Origin of the sequence: Actinomadura macra NBRC 14102 (assembly GCF_001552215.1) — a bacterium.
Taxonomy (GTDB): domain Bacteria; phylum Actinomycetota; class Actinomycetes; order Streptosporangiales; family Streptosporangiaceae; genus Spirillospora; species Spirillospora macra.
The window spans coordinates 784,115-808,945 of sequence record NZ_BCQT01000006.1 but is presented as its reverse complement, the minus strand read 5'-3'; the positions used below and the strand labels follow the sequence as shown (position 1 = coordinate 808,945).

The window sequence follows — 24,831 nt, the reverse complement described above, 5'->3', positions numbered from 1 at the left end:
GGCGATCTAAAGATCACCTTAATGTGGCGGCCGGGTAAGAGAGCGTGCGGCGGAGCCGGGGATCACTCCGCGGACCGCCAGGTCGAGGAGCCGGGCGGTCACCTCGGGTTCCCCCTCGGTGGCCATGGCGATCGCGCCGGCGAGCCGCAGCACGTCCAGGAACTCGGTCCCGGACGGGACGGCGCCGTCCTGGAGGGCGCGGGCGAACAGGGTCTGCCCGGCCGAGCGCATCGCGTGGCAGGAGTGGAACAGCTCCGACCGCTCGTCGCGCAGGGTGACCATGACCGAGGCCGCCATGCCGCGGAAGGGCGTGACCTGGGAGATGAACGCCTCCAGCCAGGTGACCAGCGCGCCCCCGGGGGACGGGGAGTCCAGCAGTTCATGCGCGCGCAGGCCGAGTTGGTCGTAGCCGTCGGTCAGCAGCGACTCCAGCAGGTCCTGACGGGTGGGGAAGTGGCGGTAGAGGGTCCCGATACCGACGCCGGCGCGCTCGGCGACCGATTCGAGGGACGCCTCGGCGCCGTGCGCGGCGAAGATCTCGCGGGCCGCGGCGAGCAGGTTCTCGCGGTTGCGGCGCACGTCGGCGCGTAGCGGACGGGCCGGGGCGCCGGCCGTCTCCTGGGGCTTCATCCCTCTCCAGTTCTCTCGTTGCAAATCGGAGGCACCCTCCGTATTGTGTGGAGGGTGCCTCCATATGGAGGCACCCTCCGATTGTAACCCGGAGAACTTGGAGGAAGGATGTCCGTCTCTCCGTCGTCGCCCAGCGTGACGACACGGCCCCCGGGAGCTGCCCGCCGCGGGGACCGGCCCGGGATCGCCCTCGCGGTCATCGTGGCCTGCCAGCTGATGATCGTCCTGGACGGCACGATCGTGAACATCGCCCTGCCCGAGATCCAGCGAGGGCTGGACTTCTCCGAGACCGGCAAGGCGTGGATCATCACCGGCTACACGCTGACGTTCGGCGGCCTGCTCCTGCTGGGCGGCCGGGTCGGCGACGTCTTCGGCCGGCGCCGCGTGTTCGTCGCCGGCGTCGCGATATTCACGGTCGCCTCGCTGCTCGGCGGCCTCGCCACCACCGGGGAACTGCTGCTGGCGGCCCGGGTCGGCCAGGGCGCCGGCGCCGCGCTCGCCGGGCCGAGCACGCTCGCCCTCATCGTCACCAACTTCAGGGAGGAGGCCGAGCGCAACAAGGCGATGGGCATCTACTCCGCCATCGCCGGGTCCGGCCTGGTCATCGGCCTGATCCTGGGCGGCGCGCTGACCTCCGGCGGCTCCTGGCGGTGGGTCATGTTCATCAACGTGCCGATCGGCCTGGCGATCGTGCTGCTCGCGCCGCTGTTCGTCAACGAGCCGCCGCGGCACAGCGGCCGCTTCGACGTGGCCGGGGCGCTCACCTCGACCATCGGCATGGTCGCGCTGGTCTACGGGTTCACACGCGTCGCGGAGAAGGACTGGGGCGACGGCGTCGCCCTCGGCTCGTTCGCCGTCGCCGTCGCCGCCCTCGCGCTGTTCCTGGCGATCGAGGCCCGCGCGAAGCAGCCCGTCATGCCCTACCGCCTGCTGCGCGACCGCAACCGCGCCGCCGCCTACGTCAACATGCTGCTGCTCCCCGCGACGCTGATGGGGCTGTTCTTCTTCATCACCCAGCTGCTGCAGAACGTGTACGACTACAGCGCGATCAAGGCGGGTCTGGCGTTCCTGCCGATGGCGATCTTCCAGATCGTCACCGCCCGCAGCTCGCCCGCGCTGCTCCCGAAGTTCGGCCCCAAGCCGCTCATGCTGACCGGCGCGGTGGGGGTCTTCATCGGCATGGCCTGGCTCAGCCGGCTATCCGACGGCAGCGACTACGCGACCGCCGTGCTCGGCCCGCTCATCCTGGTGGGCGCCGGCATGGGCCTGTGCTTCATGCCGATGAGCGTCACCATCCTGTCCTCGGTGTCGCCGCAGGACTCGGGCGCGGCCTCCGGGCTGCTCCAGACCATGCAGCAGGTCGGCGCCTCGCTCGGCATCGCCGTGCTGGTGACGGTCTACGGCGAGGCGATCCGCGACGAGGCCAAGCACCCGGTGGCCGGGGCGAGCCCCCAGGAACAGGCCCACCACCTGCTCACGCACGGCATCGCCACCAGCTTCCTCAGCGCGGCGGTCATCGTGGTCATCGCGTTCCTGATCCTTCTGTTCGGTTTCCGGGGCAAGGCCGCGGCGAAGAAGGACGACTGACTCCCGGGGACGCGGCGCCGGTCGACCCGCCGTGACCGGCGTCCCGTCTCCGGCAGGTTCCGCCCGGACATCGCATCGACGCGTCCGGGCATCTCATCGAAGGGAGCCACGGCTTTGTCCGAACCTGCCGCCATCAAGCTGTCCGTCCTCGACGTCGCGCCCGTGTGGCGCGGATCCTCGCAGGCACAGGCGCTCCGCGACACGCTCCAACTCGCCCCCAAGGTCGAGGGACTCGGCTACCACCGCTACTGGGTGGCCGAGCACCACAACACGCTCAGCATCGCCAGCTCGTCGCCGCCCGTCCTGGTCGCCGAGATCGCGAACGCCACCTCCACCCTGCGCGTCGGGTCGGGCGGGGTGCTGCTGCCCAACCATCCGACGCTGGTCGTCGCCGAGCAGTTCGGGATGCTGGAGGTGCTGCATCCCGGCCGCATCGACCTCGGTCTCGGACGGGCGCCGGGCACCGACCCGCTCACCGCGCTGGTCCTGCGCCGTCCCACCGGCGGCGGTGGGGACTTCCGCCAGCAGATCGCCGAACTGGAGGGCTACTTCGGCGACGACGGTGCCGGGGACGACCCGGAACGGCAGGTCGTCGCGGTGCCCGCCCGGGGCCACCGGCCCGCGATATGGGTGCTCGGGTCCAGCCCCGCCAGCGCCCGGCTCGCCGCGGAACTCGGGATGCCGTACGCGTTCGCGCACCACATCGCGCCGCAGAACGCCGTCCAGTCGCTCAACCTCTACCGGCAGGAGTTCCGGCCCTCCGCGGCGCTGGCGCAGCCGTACTCGATCATCGCGTCGTCGGTGATCGTGGCCGACTCCGACGAGCGCGCCCGCTGGCTCGCCGCACCGCTCGCCGTCACCAGCCTCCAGCTGCGCACCACCGGCACGTCCAGCCCGATGCTGCCCCCGGCGGAGGCGGTGGACTACCCCTTCACGCCTTTCGAGCGGCAGGTGATCGGGGAGGGCTCCGGCCGGCACCTCGTCGGCGACCCCGACACCGTCGGACGCGCCGTCCGCGATCTGCTGGCCGCGGCCCGCGCCGACGAGCTGATGGCGCTGACCACGGTGCACGACCCGGTCGCCCGGCTGCGCTCGTACGAACTGCTCACCGAGATCGTCCCCCTCGCGGCCCCCTCCCTCGCCGGAGACGCCGGGGATTGACCTCCTGAGCGAGGCCGGGCCCGCCGGGTCGAGCGGGTGACCGGCGGCGCACAGAGAGAGCAGACACAGACGCGAACGTCCCGGGCCGACCCTGCGGACCCGGGGCGTTCGCATGCCCGCACCCGCCCCGCGGGTCCTTAGATCGGGCATAGGTCACGCCTAGGTGATGCAAAGGATCGCCTTGGCCGCGCTCGTGATGCTGGGACTCCCGTCACCTCACGAGAGGCCGACCATGACCAAGCCGGTAGGCGCGGCCGCGGCACAGGCGCCCGAGACGCTGGACGAGCGGATCGAGCATTGGAGCCTGTACCAGCCGTGGCTCCAGCAGGACCCGATCTCCCACTGGAACGAGGTCCGGGACAACGCCCCTCCGATCGTGCGCTCGGAGGAGGCGGGCGGCTTCTGGATCCTCACCCGCTACGAGGACATCGAGTGGGCGGCCAAGAACCCCGAGATCTTCTCCAGCGCCCAGGTCGGCATCCCGCACCGCACGGTGTTCCCGGCCAAGCAGATTCCCATCCAGCTGGACGGCGACGAGCACCGCAAGTGGCGGCAGACGCTCTCGGACCTGTTCAACCCCGGCGTCGTCAACCACTTCGCCCCGCAGATCCGGCAGGCGGCGATCGACTCCATCACCCCCATCGCCGAGAAGGGGCACTGCGAGTTCGTCTCCGAGTTCGCCACCGCGCTCCCCGCCGAGACGTTCCTGATCACGTTCGGGATCGGGCGCGAGCACCTGAAGGCCCTGCTGGACCACAAGACCTGGCTGCGCCGCGAGGGCATCCCCAACGCCCGCACCGACGAGGACATCCGGGCCGCGAACCAGCCGCTCTGGGACTTCTTCGGCGAGGCCATCGACCGGCGGCGCGCCGAGGGCGTGCAGGGGCGCCGCGACGTCATCAGCGCGATGCTCCGGACGACCTACGACGGCCGCGAGCCCACCCGCGACGAGATGATCAACGCGCTGTTCGTGTCCATGCTGGCGAGCCTGGACACCACGACCGCCGCGCTCAGCCTGATCTTCCTGCACCTCGCCGCGCACCCCGAGATCCAGGAGCTGATCCCGGCGTCCCCCGACAAGGTGCCGGCCATCGCCGAGGAACTGCTGCGCCACTCGCCGGTCTCCTCCACCGGGCGGCTCGTCACCCGGGACGTCGAGCGGCACGGCGTGGTGCTGCGCGAGGGCGACCGGGTCCTGCTGTCGTGGGGCCTGTCGGGGCTGGACCCGGACGTCTTCGAGCGTCCCGACGAGGTCGACTTCGACCGGGCGCAGACCCGGCACCTGGCGTTCGGCGCCGGCCCGCACCGCTGCCTCGGCATGCACGTCGCCCGCCGCATCATCAGGATCGCGCTGGAGGAATGGCACGCGCGGATCCCCCGCTACGCGCTGACGGAGGGCACCACCCCCGTCCACCACTACTCGCCGGCCCGCGGCGTGCTGAACCTCGACCTCACCCTGGGGGAGAGGACCCGGCCGTGAGGGTCCGCGTCGACCAGGGGCGCTGCCTGGGCCATGGGCTGTGCGAGGCCCTGGCCGGCGACGTCTACGAGGTCACCGACATGGGGTTCAACGAGATGGGCGAGTTCGAGGTCGCGGACGCCCTGCGGGCCGCGGCGCGCAAGGGCGCCTCGGCCTGTCCCGAGCGGGCCATCGCCCTCCTCGACGACCAGCCCAGCCCGACGGCACGACAACCCGAGACGAAGGAGCACCGCCTGATGTCCGAATCCGTCCCCGCAACCGACACCGCAACAACGACGGTCGCCACCCCCCGAGAACTCGTCGACCAGATCATCCAGTACATGCTGGACATCGACATGGCCGGCTTCGGGAACCTGTGGGCCGAGGACGGCGACCTCGACCTGCTCTTCGCGCCGAAGGAGGCCGTCCGCCACCTGCGCGGCCGGGACACGATCCGGGACTACCTGATCAAGGGGCAGGCGGCGACGCCGCTCAAGCTGGAGAAGATCGATTCCCTCGTCGTCCACGAGACGGCCGACCCCGAGGTGATCGTCTTCGAGTTCGAGGGCTTCGGTTCGGTGTCCACGACGGGCGGCACCTACCGCACCACCTACATCGACGTGCTGCGCGCCCGCGACGGCCGGATCGTGAACCTGCGGCACTTCGCCGAGCCGACCGCGTGGCTCATCGCCGCGTCGCAGACCGAGGCCGAGGCAGGGGACCAGCGGTGAGCGGGTCCGGGACGGCGGGTCGGCTCCTTGACGGACGGGTCGCGCTCGTCATCGGCGGCAGCCGCGGCATCGGCGCCGAGGTCGCGCGGGCGTTCGGCCGGCACGGCGCCGCGGTCGGCGTCAACTACCTGAACAGCGCGGACGCGGCCAAGGAGGTCGTCACCGACATCGAGGGCAACGGCTCCCGCGCGGTGGCCGTCGCGGGCGACGCCGCCAAGGCCGGCGACGTCGCCGAGATCGTGCGGCAGACGATCGACGCCCTGGGCGACATCGACGTCCTCGTGTGCAACGCCGTCGGCAGCACCGAGAACGCGATCGACCGGGTCCGCAAGGGCCTGACCCTCGCCCTCGACAACGCCGAGGACGTGCAGGCGCGAGTCGCCACCCAGCTCGCGACCACGCTGTTCCCGGCGCGGGAGGTGCTGCCCGGCATGCGCCGCCGGGGCGGCGGCTCCATCGTGCTGATCGGGGCGACCGCGTCCCGTGGCCGGCCGGGGCGCGGCATCGCGGAGATCTCCGTCGCCAAGGCGGCGCAGGACGCCCTCGCGCGGTCGCTGGCCGTCGAGCTGGGCCCGGACCATATCCGGGTCAACGTCGTGGCGCCCGGCATGGTCCCGACCGACGCCAACGCCGGCCCGCACCAGAAGCCGATGATCAGCGAGATGGCCAAGGTCACCCCGCTGGGGCGCGTCGCCCACGTCGACGACGTGGCGGACACGGTGGTCGCCTTCGCCTCCGGCCTGACACGGCACGTGACGGGCGCCTATGTCGGCGTAGACGGCGGCCGAAGCATGCTCTGAAGCGATCCGGCGTGCCCCTTCGTGCCCGCTAGCGCGTAGGGGCCCAGGGCCGGTCACAGTGCCTCAACCGTATCGCGAAGCGATGTCGCGCTCGCCCAAGCACGGTCAAGGGCGAGCCGCCAGGCGAGTCCTTGGGCCGGGATTGCCATAAGCGGGCCGGGATTGCACAAAAGGAGAGCGGGAGATGGAAGACAGGGTCGTCATCGCCGGCGGGGGACCGGCCGGCCTCATGCTGGCGTGCGAGCTCAGACTGATGGGAGTGGACGCCGTCGTCCTCGAACGGACCGTGGAACCGGACGAGAACGCGCAGGGGATGGCCGTCCACGGGCGCTCCCTGGAGGTGTTCAAGCAGCGCGGGCTGGCCGACCGCATCCGGAAGGAGGACATCTGGGCATGGCCTCGCACTCCGTTCGCCTTCTTCTGGCTCGACCTCGACGGCGTGGGGGAGGCCGACCACACCTACGCCTTCCCCCAGTGGCGGACAGAACGGCTCCTGGAAGACCGCGCCCGCGAGCTGGGTGTCGACATCCGCCGGGGGCATGAACTGGTGGGATTCCAGCAGGACGCGACCGGTGTCACCGTCGAGACCCGGTCGGCCGCGGGGGACGGCCAGGTCCGCGGCGCCTACCTGGTGGGCTGTGACGGGGCGGAGAGCAGGGTCCGGGACCTCGCCGGGATCGAGTTCGAGGCGGGCGGGCTCACCTACTACGGAGTGCTCGGCGACGTGGTCCTGCCGGACGGGCCGCAGCCCGAGTTCACGACCGGGCTGTTCCAGCAGGGGATGTTCGGCGCGCTGCCGCTCCAGGCCGGCGAGCTGCGCCTGATGACCATCGAGTTCGGGTCGGCGGGGCCGGACCGTGACACCCCCGTCACCGTCGACGAGCTGCGGGCGAGCATCCGCCGGGTGACCGGCACCGACCCGCGGGTCGAGGGGGTGCGGTGGCTGTCGCGGTTCGGCGGCGCCACCCGGCACGCCCAGCGCTACCGGGACGGCCGGGTGCTGCTGGCCGGGGACGCCGCCCACGTCCTGTACATCTCGGGTACACAGGGCCTGAACGCCGGCATCCAGGACGCGGTCAACCTCGGCTGGAAGCTGGCCGCCGAGATCCAGGGCTGGGCCCCGAGCGGTCTCCTCGACACCTACCACGGGGAGCGGCACCCGGTCGGCGAGCGGATCTGCGTGCACGCGCGGGCGCAGATGGCCCTGATGCATCCACTCGACCGGGTCACGCCGCTGCGCGGCCTCGTCGCCGAGCTGCTGGAGATCGACGCCGTCAACCGGTTCCTGCTGGAGCTGCCGTCCGCGACGGGCTATCCCCTGCCCGCCGCGGACGGTGCCGAGGGGGAACCGCATCCCCTGCTCGGGCAGCCGATCCCGGACGTGCCCCTGGACACCGGCGGGGGACCCGCCGGAACGGCCGAGGCCCTGCACGCGGGTCGCGGGGTGCTCCTCGACCTGTCCGGCGGTGCCGTGGACCTGGGGGACGCCGATGCCTGGGCCGGGCGTGTCGACGTCATCACCGCGGAACCGGTGCCGGAGCTGGACGCGGCGGTGCTGCTCGTCCGGCCGGACGGGCACGTGGCCTACGCCGACCGCACCGGCGGCTCGGGCAAGGGGCTGCGTCCGGCCCTCGCCGCCTGGTTCGGCGAACCCGCCTCCGCCGATGCCGGTGCCGTCGGTGCAGCCGGATGAGCCCGGACGGCCAGACCGGCGAAGGGGCCGGTGAGCCGGCGCCCGAGCACGACGTCGTTATCGTGGGCGGCGGCCCCACCGGGTTGCTGCTCGCCTGCGAGCTGAGCCTGGCCGGGGTCGGCGCCGTCGTCGTCGAGCGGCTCACCGAGCCCAGCCGCACGTCGCGGTCGCTGGTGCTCGGGCAGCGTCCCGCCGAATGCTTCGCCCAGCGGGGGCTGGACTGGTTCGCGGACAACCCCCAGGTGCGCGAGTTCAAGTTCGGGCTGCTCGACCTCACCTCGGTCGTGCCGCCCGAAACGCTGCCGATCCGCGTCCAGCAGTGGCGCATGGAACAGCTCCTGGAGGCGCGCGCCCGCGACCTCGGTGTGGACGTCCGGCGCGGCCACGAGACGATCGCCCTCGACCAGGACGACGCGGGCGCCACCGTGCGCGTGCGGTCCGCGGCGGGCGAGTACCGGCTGCGCGGCTCCTACGTCGTGGGCTGTGACGGGGCGCACAGCACGGTCCGCAAGGCCGCCGGGATCGGCTTCCCCGGGACCCCCTCGACCACGTACGCGATCACCGGGGAGATGGCCCTGATCGACGAGCCCTTCCCCGGGCGCGTCTCCATCAACCTGTTCGAACGTGGCATCGTCTCCATCGTTCCGCTCGCCCCGCTCGAACCGGGCATGCACCGGGTGATGGCGGTCCAGTTCGAGACCGAGCCGCCCGACCGGGACGGGCCGGCGACCGCCGCCGAGCAGCGCGAGGCCGTGCGGCGCGTCAGCGGCATCGACCTGACGATCGGCGAGGTCCGCTGGCTGTCGCGGTTCGGGAACGCGACCCGGCTGGCCGAGACCTACCGCAAGGGCCGCGTCCTCCTGGCGGGCGACGCCGCCCACGTCCACTTCCCGTCCGGCGGGCCGGGACTGAACACCGGCGTGCAGGACGCGGTCAACCTCGGGTGGAAGCTGGCCGCCGAGATCAACGGGTGGGCGCCTCCGGGGCTGCTGGACAGCTACCACGACGAGCGGCATCCGGTGGGCGAGCGCGTCTGCCGCAACAGCCGCGCGCAGACCGCGCTGATGCATCCGCTCGACCAGGTCGAGCCGTTGCGGGATCTGTTCGCCGAGATCATGCGGGCGGGCCGGGCCGAGGCGGGCCGGCACCTGATCGAGACACTGAACGGGCTGGACGTCCGCTACCCCCTCGACCCCGGCGCGGGGCAGGCGCACCCGCTGATCGGACGGCGAGTGCCGCACGTCCCGTTGAGCACGCCCGAAGGTCCGATCCCGTTCGCGCGGACCCTGCACGCCGCCCGCGGCGTCCTGCTGGACATGTCGGGAGGCGGTCTCGACCGGGACGAGGTCGCGGGGTGGCGGGACCGGGTGGACCTGGTGCCCGCGGAGCCCGTTCCCGAACTCGCGGCGTCGGTGGTGCTCGTCCGACCGGACGGCTATGCCGCCTGGGCCGGGGGCACCGGCGCCGCGGACGCCTCCGCCGACGTCGGTGACCTGAAGGGGCTGCGCTCGGCGCTGGCGACCTGGTTCGGTGACCCGTCCGTCCCATGACGGGCGACCGACCGGCAACTGATCGATCCGCTCAACGGCCCCTGATCCGGCATCGCTGACAGCCGGATCAGGGGCCTTCCGCTGGTCGGGGGCCTTCCCGCGTCAGGGGGCCACGGGAGCCGGGTCGCCGAGAAGCTCCCTCAGCAGGTACCGGACGAGCGCGGCGGGCGTCGGATGCTCGAAGACCGCCACGGCGGGCAACATCAGGCCGGTGGCGGCGCACAACCGGTTGCGCAGGTCCAGGGCGGTGAGCGAGTTGAGGCCGCTCTCGATGAGGGGCAGGTCCGGGTCGATCTCGTCGGCCGCGTCGTGCCCCAGCACGGCCGCCGCCTGACCGAGGACGAGGTCGGACAGCACCCGCTCGCGCCCCTCCGCGGACTCGCCGGCCAGCCGGTCGAGCAGCTGCGCGTACGCCTCCGGGTCCGGTTCGTGCTCCGGGCCGTCCTCGAACGGCAGGCCGTCCGGGGGAGCCGGACGATGGCTCCGCCACCAGTCGGCCAGCGCGGGGAGCACCTCCGACAGCGCCTTCGCCCGGTCGGGGTCGTCGGCCTGGAGCGCCTCGGCGAGCCACGCGAGGTCGCCGCTCTCCACCGCTTCCCAGAAGCGGGCCTGCGCCCCGCGTGCGGGCGTCCCCGTCGAGGCGTCGATCCAGTAACGGCGGCGCTGGAACGGGTAGGTCGGCAGGTCGATCCGTCCGGCTCCGGCGAACACCGCGTCCCAGTCCACCGCCACGCCCCGGGCGAACGCCGACGCCACGGCGTGCACCACCGCGCGCGGGCCCGGCAGGTCGCGGCGAAGCGCCGGAACGCACGCCTGGGCGCCGGTGAGGACCTGGTCGGCCATCGGCGTGAGGACGGCGTCCGGGCCCAGCTCGATCGCGGTGGCGACCCCCTCCGCCTCCAACGCCACGACCCCGTCGTGGAACCTGACGGTGTCGCGGATGTGGCGGGTCCAGTAGTCGGGAGAGGCCAGGTCCGCGGGGTCGGCGACCTGTCCGGTCACGTTCGACACGACGGGGATGACGGGCGGGCGGTAGGTCACCGCCCGCGCGGCCTCGCGGAACCGGTCGAGGATCGGGTCCATGTGCGCGGAGTGGAAGGCGTGGCCGACGCGCAGTCGCTTCGTCCGGTGGCCGCGTGCCCGCCACTCCCCGGCGATGGCGGTGACCACCTCGGCGTCGCCGGAGATCACCGTCGTGGCGGGGCCGTTGACGGCGGCGATGGCGGCGTCGTGCCCGCGCAGGGTGGCGGCGACGGCGTCGGCGGGGGCCTGAATGGAGATCATGGCACCGTCGGTGCGCGTGGACAGCATGAGCGTGCCGCGTGCCGCGACGAGCCGGGCGGCGTCGGGAAGGGTGAGCACGCCCGCCGCGTGCGCGGCGGTGAGTTCGCCGATGGAGTGCCCGATGACGATGTCGGGGTGGACGCCCCAGTGCGCGAGGAGCCGGTGGAGCGCGACTTCGAAGGCGAAGAGCGCGGCCTGGGTGTAGAGGGTCTGGTTCAGCCGGGTGGGGTCGCTGTCGAACATCACCTCCTTGACGGGGTGGTCCAGATGCGGGTCGAGATGATGGGCGACGTCGTCGAGGGCTTCGGCGAAGGCGGGGAAGGCGTCGTACAGGTCGCGGCCCATGCCGGCGCGCTGGCTGCCCTGCCCGGAGAACAGGAACGCCGTCCGGCCCGGCCGGGTGGTCCCGCGTACCAGGTCGGGCGACGTCTCGCCGCGGATCAGGTCCGCCAGCCCGCGCAGCAGGTCGTCGCGGTCCAAGCCCAGCACCGCCGCGCGACGCTCGAACGCGGTCCGGGTGGTCGCCAGGGACCGGGCGAGGTCGGTGACGTCCGCTTCGGGACGTGCGGCGACGAAGTCGTGGAGTCGCTCCGCCTGGGCCCGGAGCGCCTGTTCCGTCCGGCCGGACAGCACCCAGGGCAGCACGGCGGGGGCGGCGCTCCCGGGGGCCTCGGCGGCCTCGGCGGCGGCCTCGGCGGCGGCCTTGTCCGGGACCGGGTCGACGTCGGGCTCGGCGGGTGGCGCCTGTTCGAGGATGACATGGGCGTTGGTGCCGCTGATGCCGAAGGACGAGACGGCGGCGCGGCGCGGCCTGCCGGTCTCCGGCCAGGGGATCGCCTCGGTGAGCAGCCGGACGGCTCCGCTGTCCCAGTCGACGTGGGGCGTCGGCTGGTCCGCGTGAAGTGTCTTGGGGAGCCGGTCGTGCTGGAGGGCCATGACCGTCTTGATGATCCCGGCGACTCCGGCGGCGGCCTGGGTGTGCCCGATGTTGGACTTGATGGAGCCGAGCCAGAGCGGCCGGTCGTCCGGGCGGTCGTGCCCGTAGGTGGCGAGGAGCGCCTGCGCCTCGATCGGGTCGCCGAGGGTGGTGCCGGTCCCGTGCGCTTCGACGGCGTCGATGTCCTGCGGGGTGAGGCGGGCGTTGGCGAGCGCTTGGTGGATGACCCGTTGCTGGGACGGTCCGTTGGGTGCGGTGAGCCCGTTGCTGGCACCGTCCTGGTTGACGGCCGAGCCGCGGATGACGGCGAGCACCGGATGCCCGTTGCGCCGGGCATCCGACAGCCGCTCGACCAGCAGCAGGCCCACGCCCTCGGCGAAGCCCGTGCCGTCCGCGCCGGCGCCGAATGATCGGCATCGGCCGTCGGGCGAGAGCCCGCGCTGCCGGCTGAACTCCACGAACAGCCCCGAGGTGGCCATCACGGTCACCCCGCCCGCCAGCGCCAGGTCGCACTCACCGTTGCGGAGCGCCTGGACGGCCAGGTGCAACGCCACCAGGGAGGACGAGCAGGCGGTGTCCACCGTCACCGCCGGGCCCTCAAGCCCGAGGGTGAAGGCCACGCGCCCCGAGGCGACGCTGCCCGCGCTCCCGTTGCCGAGGAATCCCTCCAACCCTTCCGGCGCGTCGTGCAGCCGGTGGGCGTAGTCCCCGTACATCAAGCCGGCGAACACGCCGGTCGAACTGCCGCGAAGGCTCCCCGGATCGATCCCGGCCCGCTCCACCGTCTCCCATGCCGTCTCCAGCAGCAGCCGCTGCTGCGGGTCGGTCGCGAGTGCCTCGCGGGGGCTCATGCCGAAGAACCCGGCGTCGAAGTCCAGGGCACCGTCCAGGAACGCGCCGTGCCGCGTGGAGGACTTCCCCACCGCGTCCGGGTCGGGGTCGTACAGCTCCTCGACGTCCCAACCGCGGTCCTCGGGGAAGCCGCCGACGGCGTCGCGGCCCTCGGCGACCAGTTCCCACAGCCGCTCCGGTGTGTCCGCGCCGTCCGGATAGCGGCAGCCCATCGCCACGATCGCGATCGGCTCGCGGACCCCGGCCTCCGCCTCGTCCAGGCGCTTGCGGGTCTTCCGCAGATCGGCCGTGACCCACTTGAGGTATTCCAAGAGCTTCTTCTCGTCAGCCATAGGGCGCATTCCTCCGGTGGTCGGCGGCCCGGTCGTCACGTCGAGGCCCGACCGAGGTCCTTGTCGATCAGTTCGAAGATCTCGTCGGCCGTCGCTTCGCCCAGCGCGTCCTCGTCGCCGTCCTCGCCTCCGGGCGCGCCCGTCGCCGCCGCCCGGCCGCCGAGTCGGGACAGCAGCGCCCGCAGCCGGGCCTCGACGCCGAGGCGCTCGGCCTCCTCGGTCCCGACGGCCGCTAGCGCCTCCTCCAGCCGGTCGAGTTCGGCGAGGACGGGCGGGACCGCGTCCCCGCGGACGGCTCCGGCGATGTACTCCGCGAGCGCGGTGGGCGTCGGATGGTCGAACACGAGCGTCGCGGGCAGCCGGAGACCGGCGGCGGCGCCCAGCCGGTTGCGGAGCTCGACCGCCGTGAGGGAGTCGAACCCGAGCTCCTTGAACGCGGCGCCGATGTCGATCGTGCCCGGCGTGGGGTGCCCGAGGACCGCCGCGACCTGGCCCCGGACGAGGTCGAGCACGACCCGGTGCCGCGCCTCGGGCCCGAGCCCGGCGAGGCGTTCGGCGAGCGGGGCGGGCCCCGCACCGTCCCCCGCAGCACGTGCCGGCGCCCGGACCAGGCCCCGCAGTACCGGCGGCAGCAGCCCGGCGGACGCCTGCGCCCGCAGCGCGGGAACGTCCAACCGGGCGACCGCCGTCACACCCCCGCCGCGCCCGAGGGCGGCGTCGAGGAGGGCGAGCCCCTCGTCGTCCGAGAGCGGCAGCAGCCCGCCCCGCCCCACCCGGTCGAGGTCGTCCCGGTCGAGGTGACCGGTCATGTTCCCGGCCCGCTGCCACAACCCCCAGGCCAGCGACACGGCGGGCAGCCCGTGCGCGCGGCGATGATCCGCCAGCGCGTCCAGGAAGGCGTTGGCGGCGGCGTAGTTGCCCTGCCCCGCGGTGCCGAGCGTCCCGGCCAGCGAGGAGAACAGCACGAACGCGGACAGGTCCAGATCGCGGGTGAGGGCGTGCAGGTTCCACGCGGCGTCGACCTTGGGCCGCAGGACGGCGTCGACGCGCTGCGGGGTGAGCGAGCCGATGGTGCCGTCGTCGAGGACCCCGGCGGCGTGCACGACCGCCGTGAGCGGACGCTCGGCGGGCAGCGAGGCCAGCAGGGCGGCGAGGGCGTCGGGGTCGGCCGCGTCGCAGGCGGCGACGGTCGCCTCCGCGCCGCGGGCGGCGAGGGCGTCCACCAGTGCGGAGGCGCCCGGTGCGGCGGGGCCGGTGCGGCTGATCAGCAGCAGCCGCCGGACCCCGTGCTCGGCGGCCAGGTGCTCGGCGACGAGCCCCCCGAGCGCGCCCGTCCCGCCGGTGACCAGCACCGTGCCGTCCCCGAACGAGGGGCCGTCACCGCCCTCGCCGGCCGCGTCGTCCGATGGCCGTGCGATGAGGCGCGGCACCCGGATCTCGCCGCCGCGCACCAGGACCTGGGGCTCGCCGGTGGCCAACGCCGCCGCCACCGCCTCCGGGGACGGGGTGTCGAGGTCGAGCAGCACGATCCTTCCCGGCTCCTCCGCCTGCGCGGAGCGGACCAGCCCCCACACGGTCGCGGCGGCCGGATCCCCGACCTCGTCACCGGGGTCCGCGGCGACGGCTCCCCGGGTCACCACCACCAGCCGGGACGCGGCGAAGCGATCGTCCGCCGTCCATTCCTGCACCACGGCGAGCACGCGATGTGCGAGATCGTGGGCGCGGTCCAGGACGTCCACCGGCCCGGAGACGAGCGGGAGGAGGACGGCCTCGGGCACCGGCGCGCCGCCGGCGACGGCCTCGCCCAACGCCGTCAGATCGGCGTACGGCTCGGCGTGCCTGTCGGGCGGCGGAGGGGGATCCTGCACGCCGAGCCGTGCCCAGCGTCCCGGCCGCGCGGTGGACGGGACGGCCGCCGGTGTCCACTCCAGGCGGAACAGGGATCGGCCGCCGCCTCGCATGGCCGCGAGCTGTCCGGCCGTGATCGGCCGGGTCGCCAGGGACCCCACCGTGGCGACCGGCGTCCCGACCGGATCCGTGATCGACAGCGACACCGCGTCCCCGCCGGCGGGCGACACCCGCACGTGCAGAACCCCGCCGGGCCCGCCGGTATGGAGGGTGACGTCGCTCCACGCGAACGGCAGCCGGATCTCAGTGTCCTTGGAGGGCAGGCCGTTGGGGGACGGCCCGGCGGCGGACAGTCCGGCGGCGTGCAGCGCGGCGTCGAGCAGGGCGGGGTGCAGGCCGAACCCCGTCGTGTCGGTGTCCTCGGGCAGCGCGACCTCGGCGTAGATGTCGCCTTGATGCCGCCAGGCAGCGCGTAGGCCCCGGAAGACCGGGCCATAGTCGTAGCCGCTGACGCCCAGGCGCTCGTACCTGTCGCCGACCTCCACGGCGACCGCGTCCGGCGGTGGCCACGCACCCTGCCGCGGGAACGGCTCCTCGGTGGACCCGGCGAGGAGCCCGTCCGCGTGGTGGACCCATTCGTCCTCCGGTGCGTCCTCGGCACGGGAATGGACGGTCAAGGTCCGGCGACCGTCATCTTCAGGCACGCCAAGGGTGAGCTGGATCCGGACCCCGCCCGTCCTGGGGACGATCAGCGGTGCGGACAGCGTCAGCTCTTCGAGGCGGTGCAGACCGACCCGCTCGCCCGCATGCAGCGCGAGATCGACGAACGCGGTGCCGGGAAGGAGCACCGTCCCCGTGACGGCGTGGTCGGCCAACCAGGGGTGGGTGTGCAGGGAGATCCGTCCGGTGAACAGCGACCCGTGCCCGTCGGCGAGATCGACCGCCGCGCCCAGAAGCGGATGAGTGCTGGCCCCCAGCCCGGTCGAGGTGACGTCGTTCGCGCGTACCGGCGGCTCGATCCAGTAGCGCTGTCGTTGGAAGGCGTAGGTGGGCAGCTCGATCTGGCGGTGCTGTGGCGGTGTGCCCCAGTTGATGGGTGTGCCGTGGGTGTGGGCGGTGGCGAGTGCGGTGGTGAAGGTGTGCAGGTCGCCGTGGTCGCGTCGCAGGGTGGTGATGACGCTGGTGGTGTTGGTGGTGGTGTCTTGGATTGGTGCGGTCAGGACGGGGTGGGGGCTGGTCTCGATGAAGAGGGTGTGTCCCTCCTCGTTGAGGCGGCGGATCGTCGGCTCGAAGTGGACGGTGTGGCGCAGGTTCCGGTACCAGTACTCGGCGTCGAGTGTGGTGGTGTCGATCGGTTCGCCGGTGAGGGTGGAGTAGAAGGGGATGGCGGCGGGTTGGGGGTTGATGTCGGCGAGGGCGTCGAGGAGTTGATCGCGGACTTGTTCGACGTGTGTGGAGTGTGAGGCGTAGTCGACGGGGATGCGGCGGGCGTGGATGCCTTGGTTTTCGCAGGTGGTGAGGAGGTGGTCGATGGCGTCGGTGTCGCCGGAGGCGATGGTGGTGGCGGGTCCGTTGATGGCGGCGATCGACAGCCCGGTCCCCAGTAGTTCTCGGGCTTGTTCCACCGGCAGTGAGATCGAGGCCATGCCGCCGGTTCCGGCGAGTGTGGTGATGGCTTTGCTGCGTAGTGCGACGACTCTGGCGGCGTCGTGCAGGGTGAGGGCTCCGGCTATGTGGGCGGCGGCGATTTCTCCTTGGGAGTGGCCGATGACGGCGTCGGGGTGGACTCCGTGGTGGCGCCAAAGATGGGCGAGGGAGACCATGACGGCGAACAGTGCGGGTTGGACGACATCGACACGTTGCAGGGCGTCGGGGTCATGCAGGGCTTGGTGGAGGTTCCATCCGGTGTGGGGGGCGAGTGCGTCGGCGCAGGCGTCGATGGCCTCCCGGAAGACCGGTGAGGTTTCCAACAGGTCGACGGCCATTCCGGTCCATTGGGAGCCTTGGCCGGGGAACACGAACACGGTCTTGTTGTGCGACCGGGCGATCCCACGCACTACATGAGGTGACTCTTCGTTGTGAGCGAGGGCGTCCAACCCGGCCAGCAACTCGTCCCGGTCGCTTCCCAGTACCACCGCACGGTGATCGAAACGGGTGCGATCGGCCAGCGAACGGGCGATGTCGGAGAATCCGGCATCGGGCCGGTCCACGATGTGGGCGCGGAGACGTTCGGCCTGGGCGAGCAGCGCCTCTTCGGTCTTGGCGGTCACCAGCCATGGCACGATGCCCGGCTCGGGGGACGTCACGTCCTGCGCAGGTTCGGCGGCGGGTGCCTGTTCGAGGATGACGTGGGCGTTGGTGCCGCTGACGCCGAACGAGGAGACGGCGGCGCGCCGCGGATGGCCGTTCTCCTTCCACGGGACCGGCTCGTGCAGCAGCCGCACGGTCCCGGAGTCCCAGTCGACATGCGGGGTCGGTTCTTCGGCGTGCAGGGTCGGGGGCAGCAGGTCGTGGCGGAACGCCATGACCATCTTGATGATCCCGGCGACTCCGGCGGCCGCCGCCGAGTGCCCGATGTTGGACTTGATGGAGCCGAGCCAGAGCGGCCGGTCGTCCGGGCGGTCGTGCCCGTAGGTGGCGAGGAGGGCTTGCGCTTCGATCGGGTCGCCGAGGGTGGTGCCGGTCCCGTGTGCCTCGACGGCGTCGATGTCGTGGGGGGTGAGGCGGGCGTTGGCCAGCGCCTGCTGGATGACGCGCTGCTGCGATGGCCCGTTGGGTGCGGTGAGCCCGTTGCTGGCGCCGTCCTGGTTGACGGCCGAGCCGCGGACCACGGCGAGCACGGGATGGCCGTTGCGCCGGGCGTCCGAGAGCCGCTCGACGAGCAGCATGCCCGCGCCCTCGCCCCAGCCGGTGCCGTCCGCGCCGGCGCCGAATGATCGGCATCGGCCGTCGGGCGAGAGCCCGCGCTGGCGGCTGAACTCCACGAACAGGGCCGGGGTCGGCATCACCATGGCGCCGCCGGCCAAGGCCAGGTCGCATTCGCCGTTGCGGAGCGCCTGGCTCGCCAGGTGCAGCGCGACCAGCGAGGACGAGCAGGCGGTGTCGATCGTCATCGCCGGGCCCTCCAGCCCGAACGTGTAGGACAACCGGCCGGACGCGACGCTCGTCGCGTTCCCCGTCATCAGGTAGCCCTCAAGGGACTCCGCCGCCTCGTGGATCCGGGGGGCGTAGTCCTGCGAGACCACACCGGCGTAGACGCCGGTGGCGCTTCCGCGCAGCGAGGTCGGGTCGATGCCGGCGCGCTCCACGGCCTCCCAGGCCGTCTCCAGCAGCAGCCGCTGCTGCGGGTCCATCGCGGCGGCCTCGCGCGGGCTGATCCCGAAGAACGCCGGATCGAACTGGTCGGCGTCGTAGAGGAAGCCGCCCTGGGTGGCGTAGGTGGTGCCGGGATGATCCGGATCGGGGTCGTAGAGCGCCTCGGCGTCCCAACCGCGGTCGGTGGGGAAGGGGCCGATGGCGTCGGTGCCGGTGGCGACGAGCTTCCACAGCTCCTCCGGCGTGCCGACCCCGCCCGGGTAGCGGCAGGCCATGCCGACGATCGCGAGGGGTTCGTTCCCAGTCGCGGCGGTGACCGCGCGGACGCCCTTCGCCCTGGACCGTCCGGCCGTCGTCGCCGTCCCGGCGTTCGCGGTCTCGGCGAGCAGGTGGGCGGCGAGGCCGGCGGGAGTGGGGTGGTCGAACACGAGGGTGGCGGGCAGCCGCAGGCCCGTGGCGGCGTTCAGGCGGTTGCGCAGCTCCACACCGGTGAGCGAATCGAACGCGAGGTCCTTGAATGAGCGGTCGGCGCCGATCGCGGCGGCAGAGGCGTGCCCGAGAACGGCGGCGGCCTGCGCGCGGACCAGGTCCAGGGCCGTGTCGTAGCGTTCCGCCTCGGGCAGGTCGGCGAGCCGCCGCGCGAAGGACGAGGAAGAGTTCCGCGCCTCGGTCGCGGCCGTCCGGCGGCCGGGTGCGGACCGTGCCAGGTCGCGCAGGATCGGCGGCACCGCGTCACCGGAGGTCGCCGCACCGCCGAGACGGGCCGCGACGACGCTCGCCCGCCCGTGCGCCAGAGCCGCGTCGAAGAGGGCCAGTCCCTCGTCGGAGGACAGGGGGACGAGTCCGGCGCGCGCGATACGGGCGGTGTCGGCCGGCTCCAGCTTCCGGGTCATATCGCCGCCGGCCGCCCACAGGCCCCAGGCGACTGAGGCGGCGGGCAGCCCGCGTACGCGGCGGTGCTGGGCGAGTGCGTCGAGGTAGGCGTTGGCGGCGGCGTAGTTGCCCTGGCCGGGGTTGCCGAGGGTTCCGGCGAGGGAGGAGTAGAGCACGAAGGCCGACAGGTCCAGGTCGGCGGTGAGTTCGTGGAGATGCCACGCGGCGTCGACCTTGGGACGGAGCACCGCGGCGAACTGTTCCGGGGTCAGGGAGCCGAGCGTGCCGTCGTCGACGACTCCGGCCGTGTGCACGACCGCGGTCAGCGGATGCCCGTCCGGCACCGACGCCAGCAGCCGGGCGAGCGCGTCCCGGTCGGCCACGTCGCAGGCGGCAACCGTGACCTCGGCGCCGAGCGTGGCGAGTTCGTCGACCAGGGCGGGGTCCGCCTCACCCCGGCGGCTCGTCAGCAGCAGCCGCCGCGCCCCGTGCCGGGCCGCCAGGTGCCGTGCCGCCAGTGCGCCGAGAGCACCGGTCCCACCGGTGATCAGGATCGTGCCGTCGGGGTCGAGCGGCGCCGGGAGGGTGAGGGCGACCTTGCCCACGTGCCGGGCCTGTCCCAGATGCCGGAAAGCCTCTGGCGCCTGGCGCAGATCCCACGCGGTGACGGGCGGCAGCCGCAGGGCGCCGTCCTCGAACAGCGACAGGATCTCGGCCAGCATCTCGCGGATGCGGTCGGGCCCGGCCTCGTTGAGATCGAACGCCCGGTACTCGACGCCCGGATGCGCGCGCCGCACGTCCTCCGGGTCACGCAGGTCGGTCTTGCCCATCTCGGCGAACCGCCCCCCGCGCGGCAGTGTTCGCAGCGACGCGTCGATGAACCCGCCCGCCAGGGAGTTCAGCACCACATCGACCCCGCGACCCTCCGTGGCCGTGAGGACGTGCTCCTCGAAGTCCAGGGTCCTGGAGGACGAGAGGTGGCCGTGGTCGAGGCCGAGCGGCAGCAGTGCGTCCCACTTGCCGGGGCTCGCCGTCCCGAACACCTCGGCGCCCAGATGCCGGGCGAGCTGGACGGCCGCCATGCCCACGCCGCCCGCGGCGGAGTGCACGAGCACGGACTCGCCTGGACGGAGCCGTGCGAGATCGCACAGCCCGTAGAACGCGGTGAGGAAGACCACCGGCACGGAGGCGGCCTGCGCGTACGACCACGACCGGGGGAAACGGGCGACCAGCCTGTGGTCGGTGACCGCGACCGGCCCCAGCGCGCCCGTGAACAGGCCCGTCACCCGGTCACCCGGCGACAGCCCGGTGACGTCCGGGCCGACGTCGAGCACCACGCCGGAACCCTCACTGCCGGGCAGCGCCTCTCCCGGGTAGACGCCCAGGGTGATCATCACGTCGCGGAAGTTGAGGCCGACCGCGCGCATCTGCACCCTGACCTGCCCCGCCTCCAGGGGGCCGTCGGCCGCCGCCGACGGCACGACGGTCAGGCCGCCGAGCGTTCCGGCCCCGTCGGCCTCCAGCCGCCAGGTCGGTTCCGGCGGCACGGCGAGCCCTCCGTCGGCGGAGGCACGGGCCAGCCGGGGCGCGTACGCCGCACCGGCCCGGACGGCGAGCTGTGTCTCACCTGCGGCGACGGCCGCCGCGAGCAGCGCGGGCAGCACGTCCCATGACGCTTCGGCCTCGTCCAGGTCGGCCAGGATCAGCCGGTCGGGGTTCTCCGTCTGGGCCGTGCGGACCAGGCCCCACACGGGCGCGGAGTTCAGGCCCGGCACGTCCTCCCCGTCCGTCGCCTGCACGGCGCCCCGGGTGACGACGACCAGACGGGAATCCGCGAACCGCTCGTCCGTGACCCAGGTCCGGACGGTGCGCAGGACGCGCTGGAGCACGGGACGGACATCCCCGAGGCCGTCCACCGTGCAGGGCAGCAAGACCAGGTCCGGGACGGTTTCGCCGAGCGACCCCAAGTCGGGATCGTCGGCGTCGAGCACGGCGGTCTGAGCGCCGGCGCCTTCTGCGAAGGGGATCGGTCTCCAGCCCACGGAGTACAGCGAGTCGTGGTGCGCCGGGCGTGGGGCGAGCTGGTCGGCGGCGACGGGCCGGACGGTGAGGGCCTCGACGGTGGCCACCGGGGCGCCCGCCGGGTCGGCGATGTTCAGCGAGAGGGTCTGCGGACCCGTGGGGGACAGGTGCACGCGCAGGGTGCCCGCTCCTGTGGCGTGCAGGGTGACGCCGGTCCAGGTGAACGGCAGGAGGACCTGCCGCCCGGACTCCTCGGACACGGCGTTCTGCCCGCTGAAGGCGTCGGCGCCGAGCGCGTGCAAGGCGGCGTCGAGCAGTGCGGGATGCAGGCCGTAGCCGGTGCCGTCGACGCCGTCGGGAGGCGAGATCTCGGCGTGGACGTCGTCCCCGACCCGCCAGGCGGACCGCAGCCCGCGGAACGCCGGGCCGTAGCCGACGCCGATCTCCGCGAACCGCTCATACAGATCGTCGGTGCCGAGACGCTCCGCACCGGGCGGTGGCCATGCGGGGGCGTCCTCCTCCTGCTGCTGCTCCCCGCCGTCGTCGTCGCTGTCGTCGCCGGATTCCACGGCCGGTACGTCCGGACTCAGGAGTCCGGAGGCGTGCAGTGTCCACGGGCCGTCGGGCGCGGCGCCCTCCGCACGCGAGTGGACGCCGACCGGCCGGCGCCCCGACTCGTCAGGACCCTCGACCCGGACCTGCACCTGGACCCCGCCCTCGTCCGGCAGGATCAGCGGCACCTCCAGGGTCAGTTCCTCGATCCGGCCGCAGCCGACCTGGTCGCCCGCCTGGATCGCCAGTTCCACGAAGCCCGTCCCGGGCAGCAGGACGGCGCCGTGGACGGCGTGATCGGCCAGCCACGGGTGCGCCTCCAGCGAAAGGCGTCCCGTGAGCAGCAGACCATCGGCCCCGGCCAGTCCGATCGCGGCGCCGAGCAGCGGATGCCCGGTGGGGGAGAGGCCCGCCGACCGCGCGTCGGCGATCGGGGCCCGCGCGTCGATGCGGTACCGGCTGCGCTGGAACGGATAGGTGGGCAGTTCCACCCGGCGCGCCCCCGGCCCCGCCGCCGTCTCCGGCCACCGGGGCGCCACACCGTGCACGTGCAGGCGGCTCATCGCCGTCATGAGGCCGTCCACCTCGGGCCGATCGCGCCGCTGCGCGGAGACGAGCACGGCCGCGCCGGCCGCCTCCCCCAGGCACTCGTGGCTGAGCGAGGTCAGTGTGGTGTCGGGTCCGATTTCGATGTAGTGGGTGGTGCCGTGGTGGTGGAGGGTTTGGATGCCGTGGTGGAAGTGGACGGTGTCGCGGATGTGGCGGGTCCAGTAGTCGGGTGAGGTGAGGTCTGTGGGGTCGGCGATGTGCCCGGTGACGTTGGAGATGATGGGGATGGCGGGTGGGTGGTAGGTGACCTGTCGTGCTGTTTCGCGGAATTGGTCGAGGATGTGGTCCATGTGGGGGGAGTGAAAGGCGTGGCTGACACGAAGCCGCTTGGTGCGGTGGCCGCGGTCTTTCCATTGCTGGGCGAGGGTGGTGACGGTGTCGGCGTCGCCGGAGATCACCGTCGTGGTGGGGCCGTTGACGGCGGCGATGGCGGCGTGGTGTCCGTTGAGGGTGGCGGCGATGGCGTCGGCGGGGGCGTTGATGGAGTACATGGCGCCGTTGGTGCTGGTGGAGTGCATGAGGCGGCCGCGTGCGGCGACGAGTCGGGCGGCGTCGGGCAGGGTGAGGACGCCTGCGACGTGGGCGGCCGTCAGTTCGCCGATGGAGTGGCCGATGAGGATGTCGGGAGTGACGCCCCAGTACTGCATGAGGCGGTAGAGGGCTACTTGGTAGGTGAAGAGGGCGGCTTGGGTGTAGGTGGTCTGGTCGAGTGGTGAAGTGTCGCCGCTGAACATCACCTCTTTGATGGGGTGGTCGAGGTGAGGGTCGAGGTGGTGGGCGATGTCGTCGATGGCGTGGGCGAAGGCGGGGAAGGCGTTGTAGAGGTCGCGGCCCATGCCGGGGCGTTGGCTGCCTTGCCCGGAGAACAGGAACGCCGTCCGGCCCGGTACGACGCCGCCGAGCACGGCACCGCTCTCCGGTGATCCGTCGGCGAGGGCCGCCAGTCGCGCCAAACCCTCCTCCCGGCCGGTGGCGATGACGACCGCTCGCCGGTCGAGGACGGCGCGGGACGTGGCCAGGGAGAATCCCACATCGGCGGGCTCCAGCCCCGGCCGGTCGGCCAGAAAACTCCGCAGACGGTGAGCCTGGGCCCGCAGCGCCTCGTCGTCCTGAGCCGTGACCACCCACGGCACCGGCCTTTCGCCGGAACCTTCCGGTTCGGCGGTCTCCTCCGCGGGTTCGGTGGGTGGGGCCTGTTCGAGGATGACGTGGGCGTTGGTGCCGCTGACGCCGAAGGAGGAGACTGCGGCGCGGCGGGGTCGGTCGTGGTCGGGCCAGGTGATGGATTCCTGGAGGAGCCGTACGGTGCCGGTGTCCCAGTCCACGTGGGGAGTGGGTTCGTCGGCGTGGAGGGTTTGGGGAAGCAGGCCGTGCCGCAGCGCCAGGACCATCTTGATGACACCCGCGATGCCGGCGGCGGCCTGGGTGTGCCCGATGTTGGACTTGATCGACCCCAGCCACAAAGGACGATCACCAGGACGATCCTGGCCATAGGTGGCGAGGAGGGCACCGGCTTCGATGGGGTCGCCGAGGGTGGTGCCGGTTCCGTGCGCCTCGACGGCGTCGATGTCGTGTGGGGTGAGGCGGGCGTTGCTGAGGGCCTGCTGGATGACGCGTTGCTGCGACGGTCCGTTGGGTGCGGTGAGCCCGTTGCTGGCACCGTCCTGGTTGATCGCCGAGCCGCGGAGGACGGCGAGGACGGTGTGCCCGTTGCGCTGGGCGTCCGACAGCCGCTCCAGCAGGACGAGCCCGACCCCCTCGGCGAAGCCCGTGCCGTCCGCGCCGGCCGCGAACGACCGGCAGCGCCCGTCGGGCGACAGTCCACGCTGCCGGCTGAACTCCACGAACAGGCTCGGTGAGGCCATGACCGTCACACCGCCCGCCAGCGCGACATCGCATTCGTCGTTGCGCAGCGCCTGGGCGGCCAGGTGCAGCGCGACCAGCGAGGACGAGCAGGCAGTGTCGATCGTCACCGCCGGGCCCTCCAGCCCGAACGTGTAGGACAACCTGCCGGACGCCACGCTCGTGGTGTTCCCGGTCAGCAGATAGCCCTCGACCTCCTCCGGGACGTCCGGCAGCCGCGGCGCGTGCTCCTGGGCGATGGCGCCGACGAACACGCCGGTCCGGCTGCCCGACAGGGAGAGCGGGTCGAGCCCGGCGCGCTCGAAGACCTCCCACGCCGCCTCCAGCAGCAGCCGCTGCTGCGGGTCCATCGCCGCAGCCTCGCGCGGGCTGATCCCGAAGAGGCCCGCGTCGAAATGGTCGGCCTCGCGCAGGAAGCCGCCGTGCCGCGTGTACGTCCGGCCGGGTCGGTCGGGGTCCGGGTCGTACAGGCCCTCGATGTCCCAGCCCCGGTCGGACGGGAACGGCGAGATCCCGTCCGCCCCGTCGGAGAGCAGGCGCCACAGCTCTTCCGGGGAGTCCGCGCCCCCGGGAAAGGAGCAGGACATCCCCACGATCGCGATCGGCTCGGCGCTCCGGGCCTCGATGTCGCTCAGCCGCCGCCGGGCCTGCCGCAGGTCGGCCATCGCCCGCCTGAGGTAGTCGCGGAGCTTCTCCTGGTCGTTCATCTGGGAATGCATCACTCAGCCCCGTC

10 protein-coding genes are annotated in these 24,831 nt (G+C 72.9%); 7 read left to right on the top strand and 3 right to left on the bottom strand.

Features of this window, described 5'->3' with window-relative positions; translation table 11 throughout:
• Positions 1-18: 18 nt before the first annotated feature.
• On the bottom strand, positions 19-630 hold the full coding sequence (locus AMA02S_RS12640) for a TetR/AcrR family transcriptional regulator (RefSeq protein WP_067456453.1): 612 nt from the start codon (positions 628-630) through the stop codon (positions 19-21).
• 108 nt (positions 631-738) lie between these two features.
• Here AMA02S_RS12640 and AMA02S_RS12635 point away from each other — a divergent pair, with 108 nt between their 5' ends.
• The 7 genes from AMA02S_RS12635 (at position 739) to AMA02S_RS12605 (ending at position 9,611) form a co-directional block, all read left to right on the top strand.
• Entirely contained in the window at positions 739-2,217 is a 1,479-nt protein-coding gene (locus AMA02S_RS12635; protein ID WP_084265036.1) for an MFS transporter, read from the top strand.
• A gap of 114 nt (positions 2,218-2,331) precedes the next feature.
• Positions 2,332-3,378, top strand: coding sequence for an LLM class flavin-dependent oxidoreductase (locus AMA02S_RS12630; protein WP_067456447.1), 1,047 nt, complete (start codon positions 2,332-2,334; stop codon positions 3,376-3,378).
• Positions 3,379-3,610: 232 nt separating this feature from the next.
• Positions 3,611-4,858, top strand: a complete 1,248-nt coding sequence (locus AMA02S_RS12625; RefSeq protein ID WP_067457170.1) for a cytochrome P450 — start codon at positions 3,611-3,613, stop codon at positions 4,856-4,858.
• The gene (locus AMA02S_RS40180; RefSeq protein WP_169806813.1) at positions 4,855-5,568 is read left to right on the top strand and encodes a ferredoxin; all 714 of its coding nucleotides are present in this window, start codon (positions 4,855-4,857) and stop codon (positions 5,566-5,568) included. Before AMA02S_RS12625 ends, AMA02S_RS40180 begins: the two co-directional genes overlap by 4 nt.
• Positions 5,565-6,368 carry an SDR family NAD(P)-dependent oxidoreductase gene (locus AMA02S_RS12615; RefSeq protein WP_067456444.1) on the top strand — a complete coding sequence of 268 codons (804 nt, stop codon included), beginning with the start codon at positions 5,565-5,567 and terminating at the stop codon, positions 6,366-6,368. Before AMA02S_RS40180 ends, AMA02S_RS12615 begins: the two co-directional genes overlap by 4 nt.
• A gap of 184 nt (positions 6,369-6,552) precedes the next feature.
• The gene (locus tag AMA02S_RS12610) at positions 6,553-8,061 is read left to right on the top strand and encodes an FAD-dependent monooxygenase (protein ID WP_067456441.1); all 1,509 of its coding nucleotides are present in this window, start codon (positions 6,553-6,555) and stop codon (positions 8,059-8,061) included.
• Positions 8,058-9,611 carry an FAD-dependent monooxygenase gene (locus AMA02S_RS12605; protein WP_067456438.1) on the top strand — a complete coding sequence of 518 codons (1,554 nt, stop codon included), beginning with the start codon at positions 8,058-8,060 and terminating at the stop codon, positions 9,609-9,611. Before AMA02S_RS12610 ends, AMA02S_RS12605 begins: the two co-directional genes overlap by 4 nt.
• A 102-nt stretch (positions 9,612-9,713) precedes the next feature.
• Here AMA02S_RS12605 and AMA02S_RS12600 read toward each other — a convergent pair whose 3' ends face one another.
• A complete protein-coding gene (locus AMA02S_RS12600) occupies positions 9,714-13,016 on the bottom strand; it encodes a type I polyketide synthase (RefSeq protein WP_067456435.1) in 3,303 nt (1,100 codons plus the stop codon).
• 35 nt (positions 13,017-13,051) lie between these two features.
• The gene (locus AMA02S_RS12595; RefSeq protein WP_218004922.1) at positions 13,052-24,817 is read right to left on the bottom strand and encodes a type I polyketide synthase; all 11,766 of its coding nucleotides are present in this window, start codon (positions 24,815-24,817) and stop codon (positions 13,052-13,054) included.
• Positions 24,818-24,831: the final 14 nt, after the last annotated feature.